Here is a 23492-nt window from a genome sequence, read left to right as displayed (position 1 = left end):
CGCTGGACCTGCCGGAAGAGGCCGCGGAGGACACCGACGATCTGCTGGCCGACCTCGCCGCCACAGCGCCCGAGGAGACGGCGGCAGAGGACACCGCCGGCGCCGCGCTCGACAGCCTCGCCGCGCTGGACCTGCCGGAAGAGGCCGCGGAGGACACCGACGATCTGTTGGCCGATCTTGCCGCCGCAGCCCCCGAGGAGACGGGTCTGGACGCGGACAGTGCCGATCTGGACGATCTTTTCGGCGATCTGGGCGATCTGGGCGATCTGGGCGATCTCGGCGATGCGGATAGCGGTACGCCGGCGGAACAGGCGGCGGCGACGGCCCCCGAAGAGACCGGCGGCGGCGATTTCGATGACCTCCTGGGCGATCTGGACGTGGCGGGCGGCGATACGCCCGAACAGGACGTGCCCGAGCAGGATGAGGCCGAACCAGCCGGGGACAGCAGCGTGGATTTCGGCGATCTGGATGACGAGCCGGGCGAGACGGAGGCGGCCGGGGGCGTCGGCGCCGATGATCTCGACGATCTCGACGATCTGCTGGGCGATCTGGGCGCGACAGAGGATGCGGGCGGGGATGCGGGCGCGGATGGGATCGCGGACGGGACCACCCCCGCCGCCCCCCCTGCCGCCACCCTCACCGGCGAACCTGAATTTGCCTATGGCACGCTCAGCGCAGATCGTCCCACGCCCGAACGGCTCAACCGCAAGCGCTTCCGAATGGCTATCCTGGGCGATTTCTCGGGCCGGGCCGCGCGCGGGCTGATCGAGACCGGCGATGCGCTGGCCGCCCGCCGCGCCACCCTGCTCGATCCCGACACCGTCGAGGAGATCATCGAAAGCTTTGCCACCGATCTGGTGCTGCCCCTCGGCAAGGACGGCGCCGGAATCGCCGTTCCGCTCCGGGGGCTTGACGATCTGCACCCGGACGAGCTGTACGAAAAGGTCGGGATATTCGCCGAACTGGCGGGCCTGCGCGGCCAGCTGGCCAGCGGCGCCACCGCCGAACGCGCGGCGCAGCGCCTGCGCGACTGGGGCGCGGCCTATGGCAAACCGGTGCGGCCGCCGCGCGCGCGCTCGGGCGGCAACACGGTGCGGGCCGACCTGAAACTCAGCGCGTTCCAGCAACTGATCGGCGACACCCGGCCCAAACCGCCCGAGGCGAGCCCGGCGGACGATCTGATCGCCCAGATCGTCGGCCCCCATATCCAGGCCCTGCCCGACCCGGATGCGGCGGCGATGACCGCGGCGGTGGACGAGGCGCTGTCGACCGCCATGCGCCTGCTGCTGCACCATCCGGAGTTTCAGTCGCTCGAGGCCCAGTGGCGCTCGCTCGATCTGATCGCGCGGTCGGTCGAGGCCGACGATACGCTCGACGTGATGCTCTACGACATCTCGGCAGAAGAGATCGCCGCCGATCTGGCCAGCCATGACGACCTGTCACAAAGCGGCTTTGCCCGCCTGCTGACAGGGGAGCCGCTGGACGAAGAGAACGGGCGCGGCGGCTATTCGGCGCTGATCGGGCTCTATACCTTCGAAGAGACGCCGCCGCATGCTGAGCTTCTGGGTCGTGTCGCCCGCGTCGCGGCGCATGTCGACGCGCCGTTTCTGGCCGCCATCTCGCCCGGCTTTCTGGAGGTCGAGAAAAAGGACCGCCACCCGCTGGTGGCCCGCGCCTGGGACACTTTGCGCGCCATGCCCGAGGCCGGGCATCTGGGTCTGGTGACCCCGCGCGTCCTGCTGCGCCGCCCCTATGGCGCGAAGACCGAGCCGATCTATGAGTTCGAGTTCGAGGAATTCACCATGGAAGAGGGGCTCTCGGGCCTGCTCTGGGCCAACCCGGCGGTGCTGACGGCGATCCTGCTGGCGCAATCGTTCCGCCGCAACGGGCCGTCGATGGGGCTGGGCTCGGTTATGTCGGTGGGCGAGATGCCTTATCACTATGTCGCCGACCGCTATGGCGACCAGGTGGCGCTGCCCTGCACCGAACGCAACCTGACCCAGGCGCGGGTCGAATTTGCCATGGCGCGCGGCTTTATGCCGGTGGTCTCGATAAAGGGCCGCGATGAGGTTAGACTGGCCTCGTTCCAATCGCTCGCCGGGGGCGACATCCTCGGGCTATGGTCGGGCGCCGTCCCGCCGCAGCCCTCGCCGCCGAACCCGGCGTCGCCGCCCGTCGCCGGCGACGCGGGGGATCAGGCCGGTGCCGACGCTGTGGGCGATGACGATCTCGACGATCTGCTCGCCGGCTTCGGCGACGATCTGGACACGGGCGGGGAGGACGGCGGGGGCGGCGATATGGAGGCCGATCTCGCCGCGCTGCTGGATGATTTGTGATGAAGATTTTTGACCGCATTTTCGAACGCAAGGTGATTTTAACGCGCGTCGCGCCCGGTCACGAAAGGACAGGCCATGGCGATCAGTAAACCACATGAAAAGGACGTCGTCTGGATGTCGGGCGGCTACCAGGCTGAGGACCTTTCGATCAAGCGCGCCATCGTGCGCGAAGGGCTCAGCACGCTGACCGAAACCACGGTCGAGTTCCAGTCAAAGAACAAGTCGCTTGACCTCAAGGACTTCATCGGCAAGCCGATGCGGGTGCACATGCTCGACGAACAGATGAAGGAACGCCAGTTCCAGGGCCTGTGCATCTCGGTCGAGAACCTGGGCTTTCGCGACGGCTATGGCCAGTACGTGGCCGAGGTCCGCCCCTGGGCCTGGATGCTGACCCGTACCCTGAATTGCCGCATCTTTCAGGAAAAGACCGCCGTGCAGATCATCGAGGAGGTGTTCAGCGAACACGGGTTCTCGGATTTCCAGAAACGGCTGAGCGACAGCTATGAGGTCCGCCCCTACTGCGTGCAGTACCGTGAGAGCGATTTCGATTTCATCAGCCGCCTGATGGAGGAGGAGGGGATCTATTACTACTTCGACTCCGACAAGGCCCAGTCCGTCTCGGAAAGGATGGTGCTCAGCGACGGGGTCAACGGCCATTCCCCGGTGCCGGGCGAGGCCACGCTCGACTTTCACGCCCGCGACAACACCGACCGGCGCCGCGGCGATCACATCGCCGAGTGGACCGAGCAGGAGGAGCTGACCCGGGGCAAGGTCACGCTGACCGACTATGATTTCCTGTCGCCCAGCGCCGATCTCAAGGTCGCCAACGCGATCAAGAAGGGCAGCCACAGCCACAACACCTATGAGGTCTATGACTATCCCGGTCATTACCGCAAGGACACCGGGCTGGGCAACAAGCGCGCCCGCGTGCGGATGGAGGCCGAGGCGGTGCGCCACAAGCGCTGGCGCGGCGCCGGCAGCGTGCGTACGCTGGCCACCGGCTTTACCTTCAAGCTCAAGGATCACCCCGACAGAAAGGCGAACGCCGACTATATCATCACCGACGCGGTGCATTACCTCCAGCTCGATACCGACTACAAGGAGGGCGGCCTGCGCCACGACCTGAAACCGCTGAACGCCGATTTCCCCGAAGAGATGTCCGGCGACGCCTATGCCTGCGTCTTCGGCGCGATCCCCAAGAACGAACAGTTCCGCGCCCCGCTGAACACCCCCTGGCCGGAGATCCCCGGCATGCACACCGCGACCGTGGTGGGCAAGTCGGGCGAAGAGATCTGGACCGACGAACACGGTCGCATCAAGGTGCAGTTCCACTGGGACCGCGTCGGCAAACGGGACGAAAACGCCTCGTGTTGGGTTCGCGTGGTCACGCCCTGGTCGGGCAAGGGCTGGGGCATGGTCGCGGTGCCGCGCATGGACCAGGAGGTGGTCATCCAGTTCGAAGAGGGCGACCCCGACCGCCCGATCTGCACCGGCATGCTCTACAACAAGGACACCATGCCGCCGTACGACTATCCGGCCGATCAGACCCAGCTCGGGATCAAGACCAACTCGTCCAAGGGGGGCGGCGGCTACAACGAGCTGATGTTCGACGACAAGAAGGACGCCGAACTGATGCGCGTGCAGGCGCAAAAAGACCACCAGATGCTGATCAAGAACAAATCGGTGGTCACCATCGGCCAGGACGCGGTCGATGCCGGCGCCCATGACGACGAGGGCAGCCTCAGCCAGGTGGTGCGCAACCACGTCACCCAGACCATCCAGGAGGGCAACCACTACTGCACGATCGAGAAGGGCGACGAGGAATACAAGATCGAGACCGGCAGCCAGCTTCTGGAGATCAAGAAGGACAAGACCCAGAAGATCGACGGCAAGCACACCAAGACGATCACCGGCAATGACGCCACCACGGTCAAGACCGGCAACATGACCGTCGATGTCAAATCCGGCAAGATCACCATGACCGCGGCGGTGGAGATCCTGCTCAAGGTCGGCGGCAGTTCGGTCAAGATCGACAATTCAGGCGTGACCATCAAGGGCCCGATCATCAAGATTCAGGGCGATGGCATGATAGAGGCCAAGAGCCCGATGACGACCGTCAAGGGCGACGCGATGCTCGTCCTCAAGGGCGGCGTGACGATGATCAATTAGGGCGGCCGATATGAGCGACAAGTTCCAAGGGTTGGTCAAGTTCCCCGGCGATCCGGTGGCAAAGCTGCTGGCGCGCTGCAACGTGATCCTGAAAACCCGGATCGACGCCCCGGCGAGCGCCCCGGCCGCTGTGGTGCTCTCCGAGCTGACTGAAAAACGCGCGATGATCGACCTGCTGCGCCTGCTGGCGATCCTGCTGCCCCCGCGCGAGCGGGTGTGGTGGGCCTGCATGGCCGCGCGCGATTACATCGGGCCGCGCTCGGAGGATGATCCGCCCGCGCTCACCGCCTCGGAGGCCTGGGTCTACAACCCCTCCGAGGAAAACCGCAACGCGGCGCGGATGACGCTGGACCACGCCTATGTGGACGATGACACCGTGCATTGCGCCACCGCCGTGCTTTATGCTGACGGCACCCTGGGGCCGGGCGATCTGGCGCAGTATCCCGCCCCCGCCGGCGCCGCCGAGGCCGCCGCCTTTGCCATGAATATGGTAGCACTGGGGGAATTGTCTGATAGGTTCGAAGAGCATGGCTGGCTGCTGATCGACCGGGCCCTCGATATCGGGCGCGGCGGCAACGGCAAGGTCAGGCTGGGCGAGGCATAGACAGGGGAGCGCGCGACATGGGAATGCCACAAGCCAGACTGACCGATCTGCATCTGTGCAACGTGCCGGTTGTCGTCGTGCCGCCGGCGCCGCCGGCGCCGATGCCGATCATGCCGCCCTGCCTGCCGACCGTTCTGATCGGCAAACTGCCGGCGGCGCGGGTAACCGACATGCATGCCTCGGCCCCGCCGCACCCGATCGTCAAGGGCTCGATGACGGTGCTGATCGGCAGCCTGCCTGCCGCGAGGGTCGGCGATCTGGGCGCCTGCGGCGGCGCGATCCTGAAGGGCGAATTCACCGTGCTGACCGGAGGCTGACCGCGAACATGGGTGTAACGCTGAAATTCCAGTCCTCCGGCACCATTCCGGGCAATGCCCGGCCGGTCCGGATGCAGGGCGGCAGCCTGACGGTCGGGCGCGGCCCGGCCAACGATATGGTGCTGCCCGATCCTGACCGCATCCTGTCGAAGAACCATTTCGTGATCGAGGATCACAACGGCAACGTGATGGTGGTCGACCTGTCCACCAACGGCACCTTCCTGAACTATGCCAAGATCCCGCTGGGCCGCACGCCCACCCCGCTGAACGACGGAGACGTGCTGTGCCTGGGCCCCTATGAACTTGTGGTCGAGATCGGCGCCGATCTGCCCGCCGACACCCCCATCGCCGCCCCGGCGGCCGAGGGTCCAGCCTCGCACGGGATCGCCGAGAATGCACCCGATCCGCTCAGCCTGCTGGACGATGCAGGGCCGGGCGGCGATTTCCTAGACGATCTTCTGGGCGGGGCCGACGCCCCCACCGGCCCGTCGCAGCTCAACCCGGCCGATCCGATCGACGAGCTGATGCCGCCGCTGGACGAGGATGACGACCCCTTTTTCGCCAAGCCCGACGACGGCCGCGGCGGCGAGGGTGCGAGCCTGCCCGCGCACAACCCCTCGGCCAGCGACAGTTTCGCGCCGCAAACCCCGTCCCCGTTCCAGTCCCCGTCGCAATCGATGATTCCCGAGGATTGGGATGACGACCTGCTGGGCGGCGGAACCGACGCCGCGCCATCTGCGCCCGCCCCGATCCCCCCCGCGCCGGTCCCGACCCCCTCGGCGCCGCCCCAGCCCACGCCGATGGCTCCCCCGGAGGTGACGCACCGCACCCCGCCCAATCTCGATCCCGATGCCGGCCCTCCTGATTTCCTCTCGCCCGATGCGGCCGCGCCGGAACAGCCGCCGCAGCTGGCCACATCAACATCGCCGGCCACCCCACCGGCCACCCCACAGGCCGCGCCGCCCGCCACACCCCAGGGCGAGGCCACGGTCGAGGATTCGGGCACCGATGCCGCCCGCGCCTTTCTCGAAGGGATAGGGGCCACAGAGGTCAAACTCGACGACGAAGAGCTTGTCACCGCAATGGGCCGCATGGGCCGGGTGATGAAAACCCTGATCACCGGCCTGCGCGAGATCCTGATGACGCGCACCTCGATCAAGTCCGAGTTCCGGATCGAACAGACCATGATCGGGGCAGGCGGCAACAACCCGCTGAAATTCTCGATCAGCCCCGAGCAGGCCATCGAGGCGATGGTCCGCCCGGCGGTAAAGGGCTATCTCAGTCCCGAGACCGCCGCCGAGCAGGCGCTCGACGACATCAAGGCGCATGAGATCGCCATGGTCACCGGCATGGAGGCCGCGCTCAAGGGCGTGCTGACCCGGCTCGACCCCAAGGAGGTGGCCGGCCGGATCGAGACATCGGGCGCCTTCGGCAGCCTGCTCAAGGGCAAGAAAGCCCGCTATTGGGAAGTTTACGAAAAGCTTTACGCCGATATTTCGGACGAAGCGGAAAACGATTTTCACGACTTGTTCAGCCGCGAATTCGCGCGCGCCTATCAGAACCAGATGAACAAGCTCAAGCCATAACGCCGGAGCGCCCGGCGACTGATGACAAGACGCCCGCACAGGGCGCAAAAAGGAGGATGCCTCGTGTCCTGGGACAGCAAGGTGCTTTGGACCGAGGGGTTGTTTCTGCAACCCCATCATTTCCAGCAGGCCGATCGTTATACCGAGGCGCTGGTCGCGGGGCTCGCCCGCCGCCTGCGCCCCTATGCCTGGGGGTTCAGTGCGCTCGAAATCGACCAAGAGGCGCTGAAAGTGGGCCAGTTCGCACTGAAATCCTGCGCCGGTCTCACCCAGGACGGCACCGTGTTCCGGGCGCCGATGGCCGACGATCATCCCCCCGCGCTCGAGGTGCCGGAGACGATCAAGGATTGCATCGTCTATCTCACCGTGCCGCAGCGCCGCCAGGGCGCGGCCGAGGTCGATCTGTCGGGCGCCGAGATGTCGGCGAGCCGTCTGCGCCCGGCCGAGCAGGAGGTCACCGACACCATGAGCGCCGAGAAAAAGCCGGTGGTTCTGGGGGTGGGCAAGATGCGGCTGCAATTCGCGCTCGCGGTCGATGACCTGGCCGACCGGCTGGCGATCCCGGTGGCCCGCATCATCGAGGTGCGCCCGGACAAGGAGATCGTGCTCGACCAGGCCTTCATTCCCGCCTGCACCGACATCCGCGCCGCGCTGCCGCTCGACGGGTTCCTGCGCGAGCTGGAGGGGCTGTTGTCGCACCGGATGCAGGCGCTCGCCGGGCGGCTCTCCGAAGGTGGCGCCGCCCGCGGCGTGGCCGAGGTGTCGGATTTCCTGCTGCTGACCATCATCAACCGGATGCTCCCGCAGATCCGCCACATGGGGACGATCGAGAACCTGCACCCCGAGGATCTGTTCCGCACCAGCGCCGGGCTGGCGGGCGAGCTGTCGGTGTTCATGACCGCCGAGAAACAGCCGCCCGATTTTCCGCCCTATACCCATGACAACCTGATCGCCTGCTTCACGCCGGTGATCCGCACGCTGCGGCAATACCTGTCCTCGGTGCTGGAACAGACCGCGATCCCGATCAAGCTTGAGGCGCGCAAATACGGCATCAGCGTCGGCGTGATCGCCGACCGCAAGCTGCTGGGCAACGCCGGCTTCGTGCTGGCGGTCGATGCCGACATCCCGTCCGAGGACGTGCGCCGCCATTTCGCCGGCCAGGCCAAGATCGGTCCGGTCGAGGAGATCCGGCAACTGGTCAACTCCGCCCTGCCGGGGATCACCCTGCGGCCGCTGCCGGTGGCGCCGCGCCAGATTCCCTATCATTCCGGCGTGGTCTACTTCGAACTTGACGCCGCCAGCCCCTATTGGAGCAAGATGACCACCTCCGGGGGCATCGCCGTGCATGTCTCGGGCCAGTACCCGGGGCTCAAGATGGAGCTTTGGGCGATCCGCAACAGCTGACCGAACGGTAGGAACAATGGCCGATCACGACGATCCCTTTGCCGAACCCGATGACACCGAAAAGACGGTGATCAGACCCAATCCGGGCGGTCGGCTGTCGCAGCCGGCCCCGGCGGCGCCTGCGTCCGCCGCACCCATTGGGGGCGGGCAGGGCGGTGGCCAGAGTGGTGGGGGCCAGAGCGGCGGAGAGGCCGCGTTCGGCGTGCCGCAGGCGGCGAGTCCGGCCGCGCCTGCGTCCGCCTCCGGCCCGCGCGAGACCGCGCCGGTCCTGACCGGCATGAACCAGCTTCTGGCCTGCGCCTCGACGCTCTTTGCGCTGATCTCGCGCATCCGCAACCGCGCCCAGCACATGGACCCGGACAAGCTGCGCCAAAGCGTCGTCGCCGAGGTGCGCGAGTTCGAGAACCGTGCGCTGCAGGCCGGCATCCCGGCGCAGACCGTCAAGGTGGCGCGCTATGCGCTCTGCGCCACGCTCGACGATGTGGTGCTCAATACGCCCTGGGGCGGCCAGTCCAGCTGGGGGCTGCAATCCATGGTCGGCACCTTCCACCGCGAAACCGTCGGCGGCGACCGGTTCTATGACCTTCTGGCGCGGCTGGAAAAGGAACCCTCGGCCAATATCGACCTGCTGGAATTTCTCTACATGTGCCTGTCGCTGGGCTTCGAGGGGCGGCTGCGCGTCGAACAGGGCGGCTCGGACAAGCATCTGCGCATCCGCGGCGCGCTGGCCCGCATCATCCGCGCCCAGCGCGGCCCGATGGAACGCGATGTCTCGCCCCATTGGGAGGGGGTGGAAAAACCGTTCAAGCCGCTCTCGGCCTGGCGCGTGGTCTGGATCGCCGTGGCGGTGGTCGCGGTGCTGCTCACCTTGCAGTTCGCCGGGCTCAGCTGGGCGCTGTCCAACTCCACCGAACGGGTTCTGGGCCAGCTTTCGACCATCGAATCCGGCCCCACCGCCACGCTGGAACGGCGCGCTCCGCCGCCGCCTCCGCCGCCGCCGCCGCCCACCGCCGAGGTGCAGCTGCAAAAGGTCACCGGCTTTTTGCAGGCCGAGATCGACGAGGGCATCGTCGAGGTGTTCCGCAAGGGCAACACGCTGATCATCCGCATCAAGGGATCGGGCATGTTCGCCTCCGGCTCCGACGATCTGCAGGAGCGGTTCGTCGGCCCCGTCAACCGGGTCGCCGAGGCGCTCAACGACGAGCCGGGCCCGGTGATCGTGGCCGGCCATTCCGACAACGTGCCGATCCGCTCGTCGCGATTCCCCTCCAACATGCACCTGTCGCTGGCGCGCGCCAAATCGGTGATGGCCGGCATGGCCAGCGTGCTCGAGGATCCCGACCGGCTCAGCGCCGAGGGGCGCGCCGACAAGGAACCCATCGGCGATAACGCCACCAGGGAAGGCCGCGCCAAGAACCGGCGCATCGAGGTGCTTCTGGTCCAGGAGGAGGGGCAATGATCCTTCGCCGCTATATCCTTCCGCTGTTCCGCTCGATCTATACGGTGCTGATCCTCACCGCCTTGGTGCTCTCGGCCTGCATCTGGTATTTCGCGCCGCTGATCGGCACCGAGGGCTGGCATCCCTTCGGCACCATGCTGGCCCGGCTGGTCACCATCGCCTGCCTGTGGCTGTTCTTCCTGCTGCTGATCGGCCTGATCTTCTGGCGCCGCGGCCGCAAGGACAAGGAGATGACCGAGGAGATGGCCGAGACCGTCGACACCTCGGACGATCCCGATGTCACCTCCGAGGAGCTGGGCGAGCTGCGCGGCAAGTTCAGGACCGCGCTGGCCGAGCTGCGCAAATCTAGGAACGGCCGCCGGCATTTGAACGAATTGCCCTGGTACGTGATGATCGGCCCCCCCGGCGCCGGCAAGACCACCGCGATCGTCAATTCCGGGCTTCAGTTCCCGCTGGCCGAAAAGCTCGGCAAATCGGCCATCGGCGGCGTCGGCGGCACCCGCAACTGCGACTGGTGGTTCACCAATCAGGCGGTTCTGATCGACACCGCCGGGCGCTATACCACCCAGGAAAGCGATGCCGAGGCCGACAATGCCGCCTGGCTCGGCTTTCTCGGGCTGCTCAAGAAATACCGCAAGCGCCAGCCGGTCAACGGCGCCATGATCGCCATCAGCCTCAGCGATCTGTCGTTGCAGGACGAGCTGACGCAAAAGAACCACGCCCGCGCCGTGCGCCTGCGCCTGAACGAACTGCGCGAGCGGCTTGGCGTGCGCTTCCCGGTCTATGTGCTGTTCACCAAGGCCGACCTGATCGCCGGGTTCACCGAGTATTTCGACAATCTCGGCAAGGAGGACCGCGAACAGGTCTGGGGCTTTACCCTGCCGCTGGCCAAACCCAAGGCCGAGGCTTCGCCCATCGCCGGGTTCGACGAGGAATTCGGCGCGCTGCTGGGCCGGCTCAACGGCCAGCTTCTGGAGCGGCTGCAAACCGAGACCGACCACCAGCGCCGCGCGCTGGTCGCCGGTTTTCCGGCGCAGGTCGCCTCGATGCGCCGCGTCGCGCGCGAGTTTCTGAACGAGGTGTTTCAGGACAACCGGTTCGAAAAGCGCCACATGCTGCGGGGCATCTATTTCACCTCCGGCACGCAGGAGGGCACCCCGATCGACCGGCTGATGCTGGGCATGGCCCAGACCTTCGGCATCGGCCGTCAGGCCATCGGCAGCGGCAGCGGCACCGGGCGGTCGTTCTTCCTGACCCGGCTGTTCGAGGGGGTGATCTTCCCCGAGGCGGGGCTGGTCTCTTCCGACGACAGGGTCGAACGCCGCTATCGCTGGACCCGGCGCGCGGCCATCGCCGCCACGGTTCTGATCGCGTTGGCGACCGGCGCGCTCTGGGCGCGCTCCTACTTCGGCAATACCGAGCTGATCGCGCAGGCCGGCGAACAGGCAGGCGCCTATCAGCAGGCGGCCGAGACATTGCCGCCCAGCCCGGTGGGCGATACCGACCTGCCCCCCGTGGTGATCGCGCTGAACCAGCTGCGCGACATGCCGGGCAACCCGGTGCTGTCCGATCCCGAACCGCCGCGCGCGCTGCGCTACGGGCTCTATCAGGGCGAGGTGATCGGCACCCAGGCGGCGCAAACCTACCGCGCCGGGCTCAACCGACGCTTCCTGCCGCGTCTGCTGCTGCGGCTCGAAGAGCAGATCACCGGCAACATGAACAACCCCGACATTCTCTATGAGGCGCTCAAGATCTACCTGATGCTGGGCCTTCAGGGGCCGATGAACGCCGATCTGGTCCGCGAATGGATGACCATCGACTGGGAGATCGCCTATCCCGGCGTCCAGCGGAAAGAGCTGCGCGAAGATCTCGCCGCGCATCTCGACGCGCTGCTGTCGCAGCCGATGGAAGAGATCGCGCTCAACGGTCCGCTGGTCGAACGGGTGCAGGGCCTGCTGACCGAGATGCCGCTGGCCCAGCGGGTCTATAACGGCATCCTCAACAGCCCAAAGGCCACCGCGCTGCCGAAATGGCGCATCACCGACGTCGGCGGCCCGGCGGTGGCCCGCGTGCTGGTGCGCTCCTCGGGCAAGCCGCTCAACGACGGCATCCCGGGCATCTTCACCTATGCCGGGTTCAACACCGTCTTTTTGCCCGAGGCGGTCAGCGTCGCCGAACGGGTCCAGAACGAAAGCTGGGTGCTCGGACCGCGCGGCGAGGCGGCCCAGAGCGAGGCGGCGCTGCTGGCGCTCAGCCGCGACGTTCTCGACCTCTATTACAACGATTTCATCACCCAGTACGATCAGCTGCTGGCCGATATCGACATCATCCCGATGGAATCGCTCAGCCACGCGATCGAGGTGACGAACGTGCTCTCCGGGCCGACCTCGCCGCTGGTCAACATCCTGACCGAGGCCAGCAAGGAAACCAGCCTGACCGAGGACCGCTCGGCGATAAACACAGAATCGCTCAGCGAGGGCGCCGGCGCCGTGGCCTCGCTCGAGGCGCGCTCGAACCTCTCGATCCAGGGCCAGATCCTGATGGAGGCGCTGCTCAACTCGACCACCGGCGGCGACGGCACCCCGCCGAAACCGCCCGGCACCTATGTCCAGGACCGGTTCGACTGGCTGCACCGCCTGGTCGAGCGGCCCGAGGGGCAGCCCTCGCAGCTCGATCAGCTGATGGATGTGCTGACGCAGGTCTATCAGGAGCTGAACAAGATGTCGTTCAGCGGCGTCACCGCCGGCGCCCAGGGCGGCGGCGAGGCGATCTTGCGATTCCAGCAGGCGGCCAGCCGGGTCGAGGGGCCGGTGCCGCGCTGGGCCACCCAGATCGTCAACGGCTCGTCCGGGATCGCCGCCGACGGCACCCGCGCCTCGATGAACGCGCGCTGGCAGGCCAGCGTGCTGCCGTTCTGCAAGCAGGCGCTGGCGAACCGTTACCCGTTCAACGCCCGCGCGGGCGCCGATGTCGGGGTGCAGGATTTCGCCAAGCTGTTCGCGCCCGGCGGGCTGATCGACAATTTCTTCAACGAAAATCTGGTGAAATACGTCGATACCCGCTCGCGCCCCTGGACATGGAAACGGGTGAACGATGTCGATCTGGGCATCTCCGACGCGGTGCTGCAACAGTTCCAGTACGCCTTCCAGATCCGCGAGGCGTTCTTTGCCGGCGGGCCGCAGCCGCAGATCCAGTTCCAGATCACCCCCTACGGGCTCGACGACAAGGCGCGCGGGGTGCTGCTCGAGGTGCATGGCCAGCAGATCGGCTTCAAGCATCGCGGCGGTCTGCCCACCCCGGTGGCGGTGACCTGGCCCGGCTCGGTGGGCCTCGCGCGGGTCAGTTTCGAGCCGCAGAAGCGCAACACCGAAAGCGTGCTGTCGCGGGACGGGCCCTGGGCCTGGTTCCGGCTGCTGGACGCGGCCGAGATCCGCTCGCTCAATGTCGCCGACCGCAAGCGGGTGAACTTCATCGTCGGCGGGCGGCTGGCGATCTTCGATCTGCAGGTGGGGTCGGTGATCAACCCCTTCGCGCTGCCGGCGCTGACCAAGTTCAGCTGCCCCGAGTCGCTCTGATGGCGGGGTTCGGCGCCTTCGGCAAGATGCCCGCAGTCGGCGATTTCTTTCGCATCTCGGCGCCGCCCGGCTTTGTCTCGGCCTGGGATCCCTGGGTGCAGGGCGCCATGCTGGCGGCGCAATCGGCGCTGGGTCCGGCTTGGGACGGGCACTATATGTCGGCCCCGATCTGGCGCTTTGCCTTGGCGCCGGGGCTGGCCGGGCGGCACAAGGCGCTGGGCGTGCTGATGCCCTCGGTCGATCGGGTCGGGCGGCGCTTTCCGCTGACCCTGATGGCGGCGCTCGACACGCCGGGACCGGCTCCGCTCGACCATTTCCGCGAGGCGGCGCTGTTCGCCCGGCTGGAAGAGGTGGCGCTCTCCGCCCTCGGCGACGCCATGACGCGCGAGCGGTTCGAGGCCGATCTCGCCGTGCTCGAGGCGCCGCAGATGCGCGCCACCGCCCCGCTGCGCCAGGCCGGCCGTTGTCTGGTGCTGACCCAGTCCGCCGCCGGCGCCCTGCCGGGCGATCTGGCCGCCGGTCTGCTGGCTGGCCGTTACTCCACCCCCAGCGTCTGGAGCGCCGAGGTCGCCGGCGCGCCCCGCCTTCTGGTCTGCGAGGGGCTGCCGGACGAGAACAGCGCCCGCGGCCTGTTCGATCTCAACGCGCCGGTCTGGAACGAGGCCCGCCCGATATGACCGATCTGCACCCCTACCGCTATTCCGTACAGACCCATGTGGGGCTGAAGCGCAAGGTGAACGAGGATGCGGTCCTTGCCCTGCCCGATCACCACATCTGGGTCGTCTCCGACGGCATGGGCGGGCACGAGGCCGGCGATCTGGCCAGCCGGCTGGTCACCGACGCCGTCGCCACGATTCCCGCCGGGCTCGACCCCACCGCGCGGATGCACGCCCTGCGCGACGCGATTCAGGGCGCCCACCGCGCCATCCGCGCCGAGGCCGAGGCGCGCGGCCGCGGCGTGATCGGCGCCACCGTCGCCGCGCTGATGATGGCCAACGGCCATTTCGTCGGCCTCTGGGCCGGGGACAGCCGCATCTACCGGCTGCGGGCCGGGCTGATCGAGATGCTGACCACCGATCATTCGGCGGTGGCCGAACTGGTTCTGTCGGGCCAGATGACCTGGGACGAGGCCGAACAGCATCCCCAGTCAAACGCAATCACCCGCGCCGTGGGTGTCGGCGAGGTGCTGGAGCTGGACAAGATCCGCGGCCAGGTCGCCGCCGGCGACCGTTTCCTGATCTGCTCCGACGGGCTGACCAAATATGCCACCCAGGGCCTGCTGCAACGCCTGCTCGCCCGCGCGCCGCTGGAGACCGTGGGCGAGGAGTTGCTGCAGGTGGCGCTGGCCGGCGGCGGCGCCGACAATATCTCGGTCATCGTGGTGGACGTGCTCTAGACAGGCGTCCGATAACAGGCAGGGCCAACCGGTTCCGGCAGTGCGCTGAGTGTCACAATGGGCGCGGCGCGGAACATTGCGCCCCCGCCGCCATCCCCCGGATCACGGCTTTGCCGCCGTCACCAGAAGCCGACTGTCCAGCGACAGGATGGCGCTGTCATTGCCCTGGGCATGGGCCTGCAGGGCCTCGGCATATCCCAGCGCCGATTCCGAGGTCGGCCGCATCCCGTCGAACAGCGGCGCGCTGGAATGGATCACGACCACCTTGCTCTTGCCCAGCGTGCTGTCATCCACCCTGAAGGCCAGCCCGCCGCCCTCGGCCGCCTCCGCCAGGCTGAACGCCACCCGCACCGCGACCGGCCCCGTCGCGCCGTCGCGCAATGCCTCTACCGCGTTATCCTGCCGGTTGATGTTGGGCAGCAGGTGGAACACGCTGCCCGACACGTCCAGAATCGACACCGTCAGAAACCCGTCCGCCACATCCGCCGGCAGGGTCACGTCGATCACCGGATTCTCGCCGACAAAGAACCGCCCCGAGGGGTTCGGCGCGCCGGTCTCGCCGACATGATAGGCCACGTCGATGCCGCTCTCCGGTGCGCGCGGCAGGTGGCTTTCGATCAGGCAGAGCGTGGGGTTCAGCACCTCGACATCCAGCACCAGCTTGCGCTCCCCGGCCCGGGCCCTGAGCGCGTCGAACAGGGCCACCCGGGTCGCCGTTCCGGCCACCCGCCCGGTCACCGTCACCGCCGCCTCCGGCCCGTATCCGGTGGCCGGCGGATCGCTCAGCTCCAGCGTGCCGCAATCGGCCTGCGCCTCCAGGATCGGGCGCAGCGCGTCGGCGGCCAGAAACAGCTCGCGATAGGCGATCTCGACCGGCCCCTCCAGCGCGCCGGGCAGCTTGCCGGCGAACTGCGCCGCCAGACGCTCCTGCACCGCGCGGTCGGTGGTGGTGCCGCTGAGCCGGCCGCGATTGCCGCTGACCGACAGCCGCCAGTCCTCCAGCTCCGACAGCGGCTGAAGCGTGGCCAGCACATCGGCGCCCCAGCTCTCGGCGATGGCGCCGCTGGCCAGCGTCAGATCGGCGCCGTCGCCGGCCAGACTGGCCAATTCGTCACGCACCGCGGGCGAGGGGGCGTTGCCCACCATCTGCACCGCGCCATCGGCCTTCTGCGCCACCAGCGTATAGGGATCGGCCAGCGGATAGGCGGGGCCAAGCAACCCGTCGAATACCCCGGCGACATACCCGACGGCACCGCCGCCGACCAGAATCAGCGCCAGCGCCGCCGCGATCAGCCCGCCGCGCGATTTGCGCGGTTCCGGTTCCGGCACGGGCGCCGCGCTGGGCTCCGGCACACCCTCGGGCTTCGGCGCGGCCGGCTTGCGCAGGGCTGGGGCGATCACCGTCGCCTCGTCCGCCTCGTCGTCCGCCGCCTCTGCCGCGCCCCCCTCTTCCGGCGCGTCGAGAAAGGCCAGCACATCCGCCGCGCTCTGCATCCGCCGCGCCGGGTCCGGCTCGGTCATCCGGTCGATCAGCGTCTTCAGCGGCTCCGGCACGCCGGTCGTGTCCAACCGGTCGCCCTTGCGCTGCAACACCTCCATCGGCGAGTTGCCCAGTTTCGGCGCGGCGCCGCGGAAATTCGCCAGCAGCAGCGCGCCCAGCGAATAGACGTCCGAGCGCGCATCGGTCTGCCCGCTCAGCTGCTCCGGCGCGGCATAGGCGTATTTGCCGGCGAATTCATTGCCGACGATGGTCTGCGCGCCCGGGTTGGTGTCCTTGGCGATGCCGAAATCGATGATCACCGCCTGAGCCGGATCGCCGCCGCGCAGGATGATGTTGTCCGGGCTGAGGTCGCGGTGCACGATGCCGCGCGCATGGGCTGCCTGCAGACCCCCGGCGACCCGGCGGCAGACCGTCAACAGATCCTCGGCCGCCATCGGCCCCTGTTTCAGCTTGCGGTCCAGCCCCGGCCCCTCGACATAATCCATCAGCAGATAGACATGCCCGTCCTCGGTCCGGTGATTCTCGGAATAGCGCACCACCGCGTCATGGCGGATCTCGCGGATCTCCTCCTCGCGGGTCAGCAGGGTCAGGTAATCCTCGTTGCCCGAGAATTCCGATTTCAGCATCTTCAGCGCGACCAGCCGCCCCGAGATCTCGCTGCGCGCCTTGTAGACGTCCGAGGTGCCGCCGCGCCCCAGGATCGCCTCGATCCGATAGGTGTTGTTGACCAGATCGCCGGGCTGAAAGATGTCTCCGGGGCGCGAGTCCGTCATCGGGCCACCCCCGGCCGCCCGCCGGCCTCAGCCCAGGGCCTGGAATTCGACACGGCGGTTCACGTCGGCGCGGGGATTGCTGCTGTCATAGGGGGCCTTTTCGCCCATTCCGACCGCTTCCAGCCGGGTTTCGGGAATGCCGCATTCGCTGACCAGGTGGCGCTTGACCTCCTGCGCGCGCAGCAGCGACAGCCGCTGATTATACCCGGCCCCGCCCGAGCTGTCGGTATGGCCGATAATCTGGAACAGCGCCACATCGACCGATTGCATCACCTGGCACAGCGTCGCCAGCTTCGGCTTCTGATCCTCGCGCAGCGCGGCGCTGTCGAAGTCAAAGGAGATCTGGATGTTGACCTGATCGTCCTTGTCCACCGCGGAATAGCCGGGATCGGCCGCCGCCGGGGTGACCGTCGTGGCCTCGGCGCTCTCGGACTGCTGTCCCGAGGGCACGATCACCAGCCCGCGGGTCTTTTGTTTCTTGAAGGCCTCGGTGATTTCCTCGGCGGTCATCTCGGTTTGCGCAGCGGCCGGTGCGGGGGCAAGGGCCAGGGCGGCAGGGATGGCGAAAACGGCAAGCAAGGCGAGTCGGAGCATATCCTCTCCTCCTCCTTAATAAATGAATGAAGATATCGGGAAACCTATACCACCGCCGGGGTTCGGGCAACGGTTTTGCGGGCCGCCTACAAGGTGCGCAAATCCCGCCACGCGCGGCATTTCCCCCTTTACGCGCCCCCGTCAACCGGGCTCAAATGGGGTCGGGCATCCAGGGGGTTTCATGCTGCGTTTCGTTCCGGCCATCATCATTGCCACCGCCCTCCTGTTGGTGCCGGTGATCTGGGTCGGGCTCGATCATCTGCTGGCGCAGGACGAGTATCAGGGCGGCGCCGGCATCGATTCCGGCGCCCGGATCGAGATCGAGAGGCTGCGCCAGCAGGTCGAGAGCCTCAACACACGCCTCGACGGGCTGGAGCGCGAGCTGGCCCGCGTCGGCACCAGCGGGGCGATGGCGCCGCAGCCCGGGACCGAGGATCAGGGATTTCGCCAATCGGGCCCCAACGACATCGTCGACGCCTATGCGCAGCTTGTCTTCATCGCCGACCGGCGCAACGTCAATAGCGGCATGAGTGTGTTGACCAGCAGCTATCTGGTGGAAAAGCTGGGCCGCCCGCGCGAGGATCTGAGCGACAACTGCCAGTCGATCACCAATGAACGGCTGGCCGATCAGCTGGTGCTGGAAGAGGTCGGCCCGATCCGGGTCAAGATGCTGAAACCGGCCGCCGAATCGCTGCGCACCGTGTTCGAAAAGATCCGCCGCGCCGATCCCGACCTCTATGCCAAGATCAACACCTCAGGCTCGCTCTGCACCCGTCTGGTGCGCGGCTCGTCGACCTCGATCTCGAACCACAGCTACGGCATGGCGCTGGACCTGAACATCGACGGCCACCTCGACAATCTCGCCGACGGCAAGACCCAGCTGGGCCTGACCATCCTGGCCGATTTCTTCCGCGCCGAGGGCTGGGTCTGGGGCGCCGGCTTCGGGCGCGAGGACAGTATGCACTTCGAGGTCAGCCGCGAAATGCTCGACGAATGGCTGGAGGCCGGGCTGCTCTGAGCCCTGTGTCACGCCACCCGTCTTTCGGGCCCAGGTCTCCCCTCCTCCCCCCCTGCCGGGGAGGGTAATCCGCCTCCTGCCCCCCTACAGCGACCGCAGCAGCACCTTGTTCGAGCCGACCGCCGCGGCGATGCGCTGGTACTGCACGCTGCGCGCCGCCGGATCGTCGGCCGAGCGCAACAGCCGGGTTTCCGCCTCGCTGATCACCGCCAGCGCCTGCGCCACCGCAGCCTGCTGCCGGGCCGGGTCGACCGGCACCAGCGCCCGGTTGGTCCGGGTCACCGTGCCGTCGGCATCCTGGGTGCGAAACCGCGTCGGCCGCTGCGCGGTGGCGCGGTTCGCCCGTGCGATCCGGTTCAGATCGCGCGTCGCCTCGTCCAGCACCGCGCGCACCTCCTCATAGCCGCTGGTGCCCGCCATCCGCCGGTTCACGTCGTCCAGCCGCTCGGCCAGGCAGTCGATCACATAGGCGCCCTTGCCGTCGCGTTTCAGCCAGCCGCAATAGCGCGTCGCCTGCTGCAACGAGGCGACCACCTGCGCGGTGGTGGAGGCGCTCGGCGTCTTCTCCTTCGGGCGCGCCGCGCCGCTGGGCGCGCGTTTTCCATACCCATAGGGGACAAAGACCGGCGACGTGCCGACCGCATCGCCCCCGGTCAGGTGCAACGGGCCGCCGGGGCCGCCGGGGCCGCCGGGGCGGTCGGGGGCGGCAGTCCAGCCGGTCAGGGCAAGCGCGGCGGCGGCGGTGAGGGCAGGCAGGGACAGCGACATCGGCTCAGCTCCGGAACAGTTTGGGATTGAAGAGGTTGACGGTGATCGACACCCGCCGCTGGCCCAGCCGGTCGGTGGCGTCGTTGATCTCGGCGCTGACGGTCATCCAGTCGATATCGTCGAACTTCCAGGACGCGCCCAGATCCAGCGTCTCGCCGGTCCAGGCCGCCGAGAGGCCGAGGTTGCGGTTCACGCCGATCCCCACGCCGCCGAACACTCCCGGATCGGTCCGGGCGTTGCGCAGATGCGTGCCATAGCCCACCGTGACCATCAGCGGGAACAGATCGCCGCCGGCCGAGAGGTCCGGGAACCAGGTCGCCATGATCCGCCCGCGCGTGGGCACGGTGCTGGCCTGACCCCATTTCGCCAGCCCCTCGACCTGCGCCCCCAGGTACAGCGGGGTATCGCCCGATGAGACCAGCCGCGAGACCTTGGCCTCGAAATACCCCGAATCCCCGAAGGCGTTGGTCAGCGAGGTGAGATTGGCGGTCAGCTGGAACCCCAGTGCGCGCTCCGCATCGCCCAGCCCGAGGCCAAGGGCCAGCGAGCCGTCCCATTCGTTCAGCACGCCGCCCCGCTTCGAGGTCAGCCCGAGCGAGGCGAACCCCAGCCCGTGCGGCGCCACCGTCGCCGAGGGAATTCCGAGCAGGGTCAGGTTCTTCGCCGCCCCTTCCTCGTAATAGGGAAGCCCGGCACCGACCGCCTCCTGCGCCCGTGCCGCCGGTGCCGCCAGCCCGATCGCGATCGCCAGACCGGCCAGCGCGGATCTGATCGCGGCGCGGCCGGGCGCGGCCCCAAACCGGACAGGGCGGCGTGCGGGGGGCCGTGCAGCGGGCAGGACAGGGGAACAGGGCTGGTGCATGCAGGTCTCCAATTTCGTTGCCTTTGGCCGCCTGAATGGCGGTCTCAGTCCTCGATGCCGTAGGCGCGCCGGATGCCGCGCTGGGTGCCGGGGCCGAAATCGCCGTCGATCGCCCCGGCATAAAACTCATGCTCTTTCAGCCGCGCCTGCAACGCCCGGCGGGTGGCCGGCTTGAACATGGTCGGCCGTTCGGTCAGCAGTTGCAGCACGTCCGAACTGCCCGAGCGCAGCGCCTCGTAGAGGTATCGCGCCGCGTCCTCCGGCCCCTTCTGGGGGATCAGCCCGTCGTCGATCAGGGCGGCGAAATTGAACTGGGCCTGCGGGTGGCGCAGATCGGCGGCGCGCTCGAAGAACCGCAGCGCCTTGTTCGGATCGGCCGGCAGGCCCAGCCCGCCCTGATAATGCAGAAAACCCAGGTCGTTGATCGCATCGGCGAAATCCTGATCCGCCGCCTCGCGGTAAAGCGCCAGCGCGCGCGCATCGTCGCGCACCACCCCGGTGCCCCGCTCATACAGCTTGGCCAGCTCGAACTGCGCCTCGGGCGATCCGGCCTCCGCCGCACGGGTCAGGAAATCCACCGCCGCCGCCGGATCGAACCGCCCCTCGTTCGGGTTCAGCCGGATATAGGCCAGCCCCAGCATCGACCGGGTGTCGCCCAGCTCGGCCAGCGCCAATAGCTGCTCTTCCTGATCCGGCTTGATCGCCGCCCAGGCATCCAGCGCGCTGGGCGCCGCTGCCGGATCCTGCCCGGCGCCCGGCCCGGCCAGGTAGAACGGAACCCCGGTGAGCGAGCCATAGGTATGCGGCTCCTGCAGGTTGCCGGTCTCGCGCAACACCATGTCGCGCACCTGGCGGAACATCAGGCTGATCTCCAGCCCCGGCTGCACCATCTTTTCCATCAGCGCGCGGGCAAAGGGGCTGTTGTCACCCCGCCCGTCCAGCGCCACCTGACCGTCGCGCGCGGCAAAGGCCACCAGCGTGCCGCGGTCCGGGTCCGCCGCCGCCAGCCCGCCGCCGCCCCGCGTGGTCTGATTGGCGGCCTGATCGGCGGCCTGATCGGCGGTCTCGGTCGCGGCGCTCTGCCTGCTCTGGGCCAGGTCGATGGCATCGCCCAGCGGGTTGTCGCGGCAACTGTCCAGGATCACGATGCGCATCTTGCGCGCCCGTTCCACCGCCGCCAGCATCTGTTTCAGCGACACCGATTGCCGCTGCACGTCGAGATTGCTGGAAACCTGCGCATCGACGGGGATCATGAAATTCTCGCCCTGCACCTCGACCCCGTGCCCTGCGAAATAGATCAGCGCCAGATCGGCGGTCTCCGAGCGAAAGGCGAAATCGTCCAGCAGCTGACGCATCTGCTCGCCGGTGGTGTCGAGCGACAGCGTCACGTCAAACCCGATATCCTCCAGCGTGCGCGCCATGTCCGAGGCATCGTTGCGGGTGTTGTCCAGCGCCGGAACCGTCTGATACGCGCCCAGCCCCAGGATCAGCGCAACCCGATCGCCCGCCGCCCAGGCCGCCGGGGCCAGCAGGCACATGGTCCAGATCACGACAACGCGCAGCGTCCGCATATCAATTCCCGTCCAAAAAAATCTGATCCAAATCCTGTCTCAACCTTACCCCACGTCACTGAAAAGGAAAGGAGGGAATCCCTCACCTCGGACAACAGGCAGACACCAGCGGGTGATCCGCAGCCGCCACCGGGGCGACCGCCCGAAAACCGGGTCCGTCTAGGCTTCTTTTTCGAAATCGGCTAACCCGGCCACAGCCGGAAGGAGGCCGCCCAATGCCACGCTTTGCCGCCAATATCTCGCTGCTCTTCACCGAGCTGCCGTTCATGGCGCGGTTCGCCGCCGCCGCCCGCGCCGGGTTTGACGGGGTCGAGATCCTCTATCCCTATGATCACCCGGCGGAAGAGATCCGCAGCGCGCTGGACGCAAACGGGCTGGCGCTCGCGCTCTTCAACGCCCCGCCCCCGGGCCCTGGGGCCGCGTACCCCGCGCTGCCCGACGGCGAAGACGCCTTCCGCGCCACCATGGAGCAGGTGCTGACCCGCGCCCAAATCCTGCGTCCCGACGCGATCCACGTGATGGCCGGCTATTCGGGCGATCCCCGCGCCGAGGACAGCTTCACCGCCAACCTGCAATGGCTCGCCGACCGCGCCCCGGAACAAGGATTCACCATCGAACCGCTGAACCTTGGGGATCAGCCGGGATATGTCCTCGCCGACTACGATCTCGCCGCGCGGATACTGGCGCGTGTCGACCGCCCCAACCTCGGCCTGCAATACGACAGCTATCACGCCGACCGGATCCACGGCGATGCGCTGGCGACCTGGCACCGCCACGTCGCGCTGGTCCGCCACATCCAGCTCGGCGCGCCGCCGGACCGCAGCGAACCGCGACTGGACCGCGGCCCGGTCGATTTCCCCGCGCTTTTGATGGTGATCGAGACCAGCGGCTACGACGGCTGGATCAGCGCCGAATACAACCCAAGCACCGAGCGGACCGAGGACAGTCTGGGGTGGATGGCGGGGTAGACCGCCCGCCCTCCCTTCCGCTACCAGGCGGAGGGTTAGGGAGGGGGGCGTTATCCCGCCACAGTCCGGCAATAGGCCGCAAATTCCTCAAGAAAATCCACGGCCTGCGCGCGATACTCACCCTCGCCGACAACCTCCATGATCGCCCCGGGCGTCATCTTCATCAGCGGCAGCCGCAGGAAGATCTCCGGCGCGAACCGCTCCGTGACGGTCGACAGCACCAGACGCAGAGCGGCCAGCATGTCATCACCGCGATGCGACGCATGCATCAGCGCGACCGGCTTGCCGATGATATGCTCGCCCGAGACCAGCCAGTCGATCGCGTTCTTCAGCCCGCCCGGGATCGCATGCACATATTCCGGACTGGACAGGATCAGCCCGTCGCTCTGCGCGATGGCCTCCATGAGGGCCTGAACGCTCGGCGGCGGCGGGCCCTCTTCCAGATCCGGCGAGAATACCGGCAACTGCCCGACACCGTCGAAAACCGAAATCTCGATCCCCTGCGGCGCCACGGCGGCGACCGCGCGCAGCAGGGCGGTATTGGTCGAGGCGCGCCGCGCGCTGCCCGAGACGGCCAGAAGTTTCATCGCC

The 23492-nt window shown here is 67.8% G+C and carries 18 protein-coding genes; 12 read left to right on the top strand and 6 right to left on the bottom strand.

Features of this window, described 5'->3' with window-relative positions; all coding sequences use genetic code 11:
- The 10 genes from E1832_RS12285 to E1832_RS12240 all read left to right on the top strand — a co-directional run.
- Positions 1 to 2336: type VI secretion system contractile sheath domain-containing protein (locus E1832_RS12285; RefSeq protein ID WP_206021049.1), on the top strand; the 2336-nt coding region annotated here is incomplete at its 5' end.
- A 75-nt stretch (positions 2337 to 2411) separates the two neighbouring features.
- The gene (locus E1832_RS12280) at positions 2412 to 4505 is read left to right on the top strand and encodes a type VI secretion system Vgr family protein (protein WP_133360050.1); all 2094 of its coding nucleotides are present in this window, start codon (positions 2412 to 2414) and stop codon (positions 4503 to 4505) included.
- Between the two features lie 10 nt (positions 4506 to 4515).
- The gene (locus E1832_RS12275) at positions 4516 to 5109 is read left to right on the top strand and encodes a DUF6931 family protein (RefSeq protein ID WP_133360049.1); all 594 of its coding nucleotides are present in this window, start codon (positions 4516 to 4518) and stop codon (positions 5107 to 5109) included.
- 17 nt (positions 5110 to 5126) lie between these two features.
- Positions 5127 to 5426: a PAAR domain-containing protein gene (locus E1832_RS12270; protein WP_133360048.1), complete on the top strand. Its 300-nt coding sequence runs from the start codon at positions 5127 to 5129 to the stop codon at positions 5424 to 5426.
- Positions 5427 to 5434: 8 nt separating this feature from the next.
- Complete coding sequence (tagH, locus tag E1832_RS12265) at positions 5435 to 7012, top strand: type VI secretion system-associated FHA domain protein TagH (RefSeq protein WP_133360047.1); 1578 nt, start codon at positions 5435 to 5437, stop codon at positions 7010 to 7012.
- A 63-nt stretch (positions 7013 to 7075) separates the two neighbouring features.
- Complete coding sequence (tssK, locus tag E1832_RS12260) at positions 7076 to 8416, top strand: type VI secretion system baseplate subunit TssK (protein ID WP_133360046.1); 1341 nt, start codon at positions 7076 to 7078, stop codon at positions 8414 to 8416.
- A gap of 16 nt (positions 8417 to 8432) precedes the next feature.
- Entirely contained in the window at positions 8433 to 9875 is a 1443-nt protein-coding gene (gene tssL, locus E1832_RS12255) for a type VI secretion system protein TssL, long form (protein WP_133360045.1), read from the top strand.
- A complete protein-coding gene (tssM, locus tag E1832_RS12250) occupies positions 9872 to 13450 on the top strand; it encodes a type VI secretion system membrane subunit TssM (protein WP_133360044.1) in 3579 nt (1192 codons plus the stop codon). The genes tssL and tssM overlap by 4 nt, the downstream gene beginning before the upstream one ends.
- The gene (gene tagF, locus E1832_RS12245; protein ID WP_133360043.1) at positions 13450 to 14127 is read left to right on the top strand and encodes a type VI secretion system-associated protein TagF; all 678 of its coding nucleotides are present in this window, start codon (positions 13450 to 13452) and stop codon (positions 14125 to 14127) included. Before tssM ends, tagF begins: the two co-directional genes overlap by 1 nt.
- Positions 14124 to 14846, top strand: a complete 723-nt coding sequence (locus tag E1832_RS12240) for a PP2C family protein-serine/threonine phosphatase (RefSeq protein ID WP_133360042.1) — start codon at positions 14124 to 14126, stop codon at positions 14844 to 14846. The genes tagF and E1832_RS12240 overlap by 4 nt, the downstream gene beginning before the upstream one ends.
- A gap of 102 nt (positions 14847 to 14948) precedes the next feature.
- Here the strand turns inward: E1832_RS12240 and E1832_RS12235 are convergent, their stop codons facing one another.
- Positions 14949 to 17120: a serine/threonine-protein kinase gene (locus E1832_RS12235; protein WP_133360041.1), complete on the bottom strand. Its 2172-nt coding sequence runs from the start codon at positions 17118 to 17120 to the stop codon at positions 14949 to 14951.
- Positions 17121 to 17147: 27 nt separating this feature from the next.
- The gene (locus tag E1832_RS12230) at positions 17148 to 17714 is read right to left on the bottom strand and encodes an OmpA family protein (protein WP_133360040.1); all 567 of its coding nucleotides are present in this window, start codon (positions 17712 to 17714) and stop codon (positions 17148 to 17150) included.
- Positions 17715 to 17895: 181 nt separating this feature from the next.
- On the opposite strand from E1832_RS12230, the gene E1832_RS12225 reads away from it, so the two are divergent.
- Entirely contained in the window at positions 17896 to 18732 is an 837-nt protein-coding gene (locus E1832_RS12225) for a M15 family metallopeptidase (protein WP_245513969.1), read from the top strand.
- A gap of 84 nt (positions 18733 to 18816) precedes the next feature.
- On the opposite strand, the gene E1832_RS12220 is transcribed toward E1832_RS12225, so the two are convergent.
- The 3 genes from E1832_RS12220 to E1832_RS12210 are packed head-to-tail and all read right to left on the bottom strand — an operon-like array spanning position 18817 to position 21933.
- Positions 18817 to 19500: a hypothetical protein gene (locus E1832_RS12220; RefSeq protein ID WP_133360039.1), complete on the bottom strand. Its 684-nt coding sequence runs from the start codon at positions 19498 to 19500 to the stop codon at positions 18817 to 18819.
- A gap of 4 nt (positions 19501 to 19504) precedes the next feature.
- Positions 19505 to 20362 carry a hypothetical protein gene (locus tag E1832_RS12215; protein WP_133360038.1) on the bottom strand — a complete coding sequence of 286 codons (858 nt, stop codon included), beginning with the start codon at positions 20360 to 20362 and terminating at the stop codon, positions 19505 to 19507.
- Positions 20363 to 20406: 44 nt separating this feature from the next.
- A complete protein-coding gene (locus E1832_RS12210) occupies positions 20407 to 21933 on the bottom strand; it encodes a caspase family protein (RefSeq protein ID WP_133360037.1) in 1527 nt (508 codons plus the stop codon).
- 215 nt (positions 21934 to 22148) lie between these two features.
- Here E1832_RS12210 and E1832_RS12205 point away from each other — a divergent pair, with 215 nt between their 5' ends.
- On the top strand, positions 22149 to 22901 hold the full coding sequence (locus E1832_RS12205) for a hydroxypyruvate isomerase family protein (RefSeq protein ID WP_133360036.1): 753 nt from the start codon (positions 22149 to 22151) through the stop codon (positions 22899 to 22901).
- A gap of 50 nt (positions 22902 to 22951) precedes the next feature.
- On the opposite strand, the gene E1832_RS12200 is transcribed toward E1832_RS12205, so the two are convergent.
- Positions 22952 to 23488 (bottom strand): NADPH-dependent FMN reductase, encoded by a 537-nt coding sequence (locus E1832_RS12200; protein WP_133360035.1) that lies wholly within the window; start codon positions 23486 to 23488, stop codon positions 22952 to 22954.
- Positions 23489 to 23492: the final 4 nt, after the last annotated feature.

The organism is Antarcticimicrobium luteum, from assembly GCF_004358185.1.
GTDB classification, from domain to species: Bacteria; Pseudomonadota; Alphaproteobacteria; order Rhodobacterales; family Rhodobacteraceae; genus Antarcticimicrobium; species Antarcticimicrobium luteum.
This window is presented reverse-complemented; position numbering and strand designations above follow the sequence as displayed.